Annotated in this window: 1 pseudogene; it reads right to left on the minus strand. The window is 62.9% G+C overall.

Annotated elements, in window-relative coordinates:
• A pseudogene (groEL, locus tag RFN30_RS32325) lies at window positions 1-545 on the minus strand (chaperonin GroEL); the annotation flags it as partial.

Consider the following 545-nt stretch of genomic DNA (forward strand, 5'->3'; position numbering starts at 1 on the left):
TTCTCGAGCTTGATGCCGAGGTCTTCCGAGATGACCTGGCCACCGGTGAGGATGGCGATGTCTTCCAGCATGGCCTTGCGGCGGTCACCGAAGCCCGGCGCCTTGACGGCGGCGATCTTCAGGCCACCGCGCAGCTTGTTGACGACCAGCGTGGCCAGGGCCTCGCCTTCGACGTCTTCCGAGATGATGAGCAGCGGCTTCGAGGTCTGAACGACGGCTTCGAGGAACGGCAGCATGGCCTGCAGGTTGGAGAGCTTCTTCTCGTGCAGCAGGATGTAGGCGTCTTCCAGATCGGCGACCATCTTGTCGGCGTTGGTGACGAAGTAGGGCGACAGGTAGCCGCGGTCGAACTGCATGCCTCCGACGACTTCCAGCTCGGTCTCGGCGGTCTTGGCTTCCTCGACGGTGATGACGCCCTCGTTGCCGACCTTCTGCATCGCTTCCGCGATCATCTTGCCGACCGACTCGTCGCCATTGGCCGAGATCGTGCCGACCTGGGCGACTTCCTCGGAGGTCTTGATCTTCTTGGAGGCCTTGCCGAGAGC

The organism is Mesorhizobium dulcispinae (assembly GCF_033977345.1).
In the GTDB taxonomy this organism is placed as follows: domain Bacteria; phylum Pseudomonadota; class Alphaproteobacteria; order Rhizobiales; family Rhizobiaceae; genus Mesorhizobium; species Mesorhizobium dulcispinae.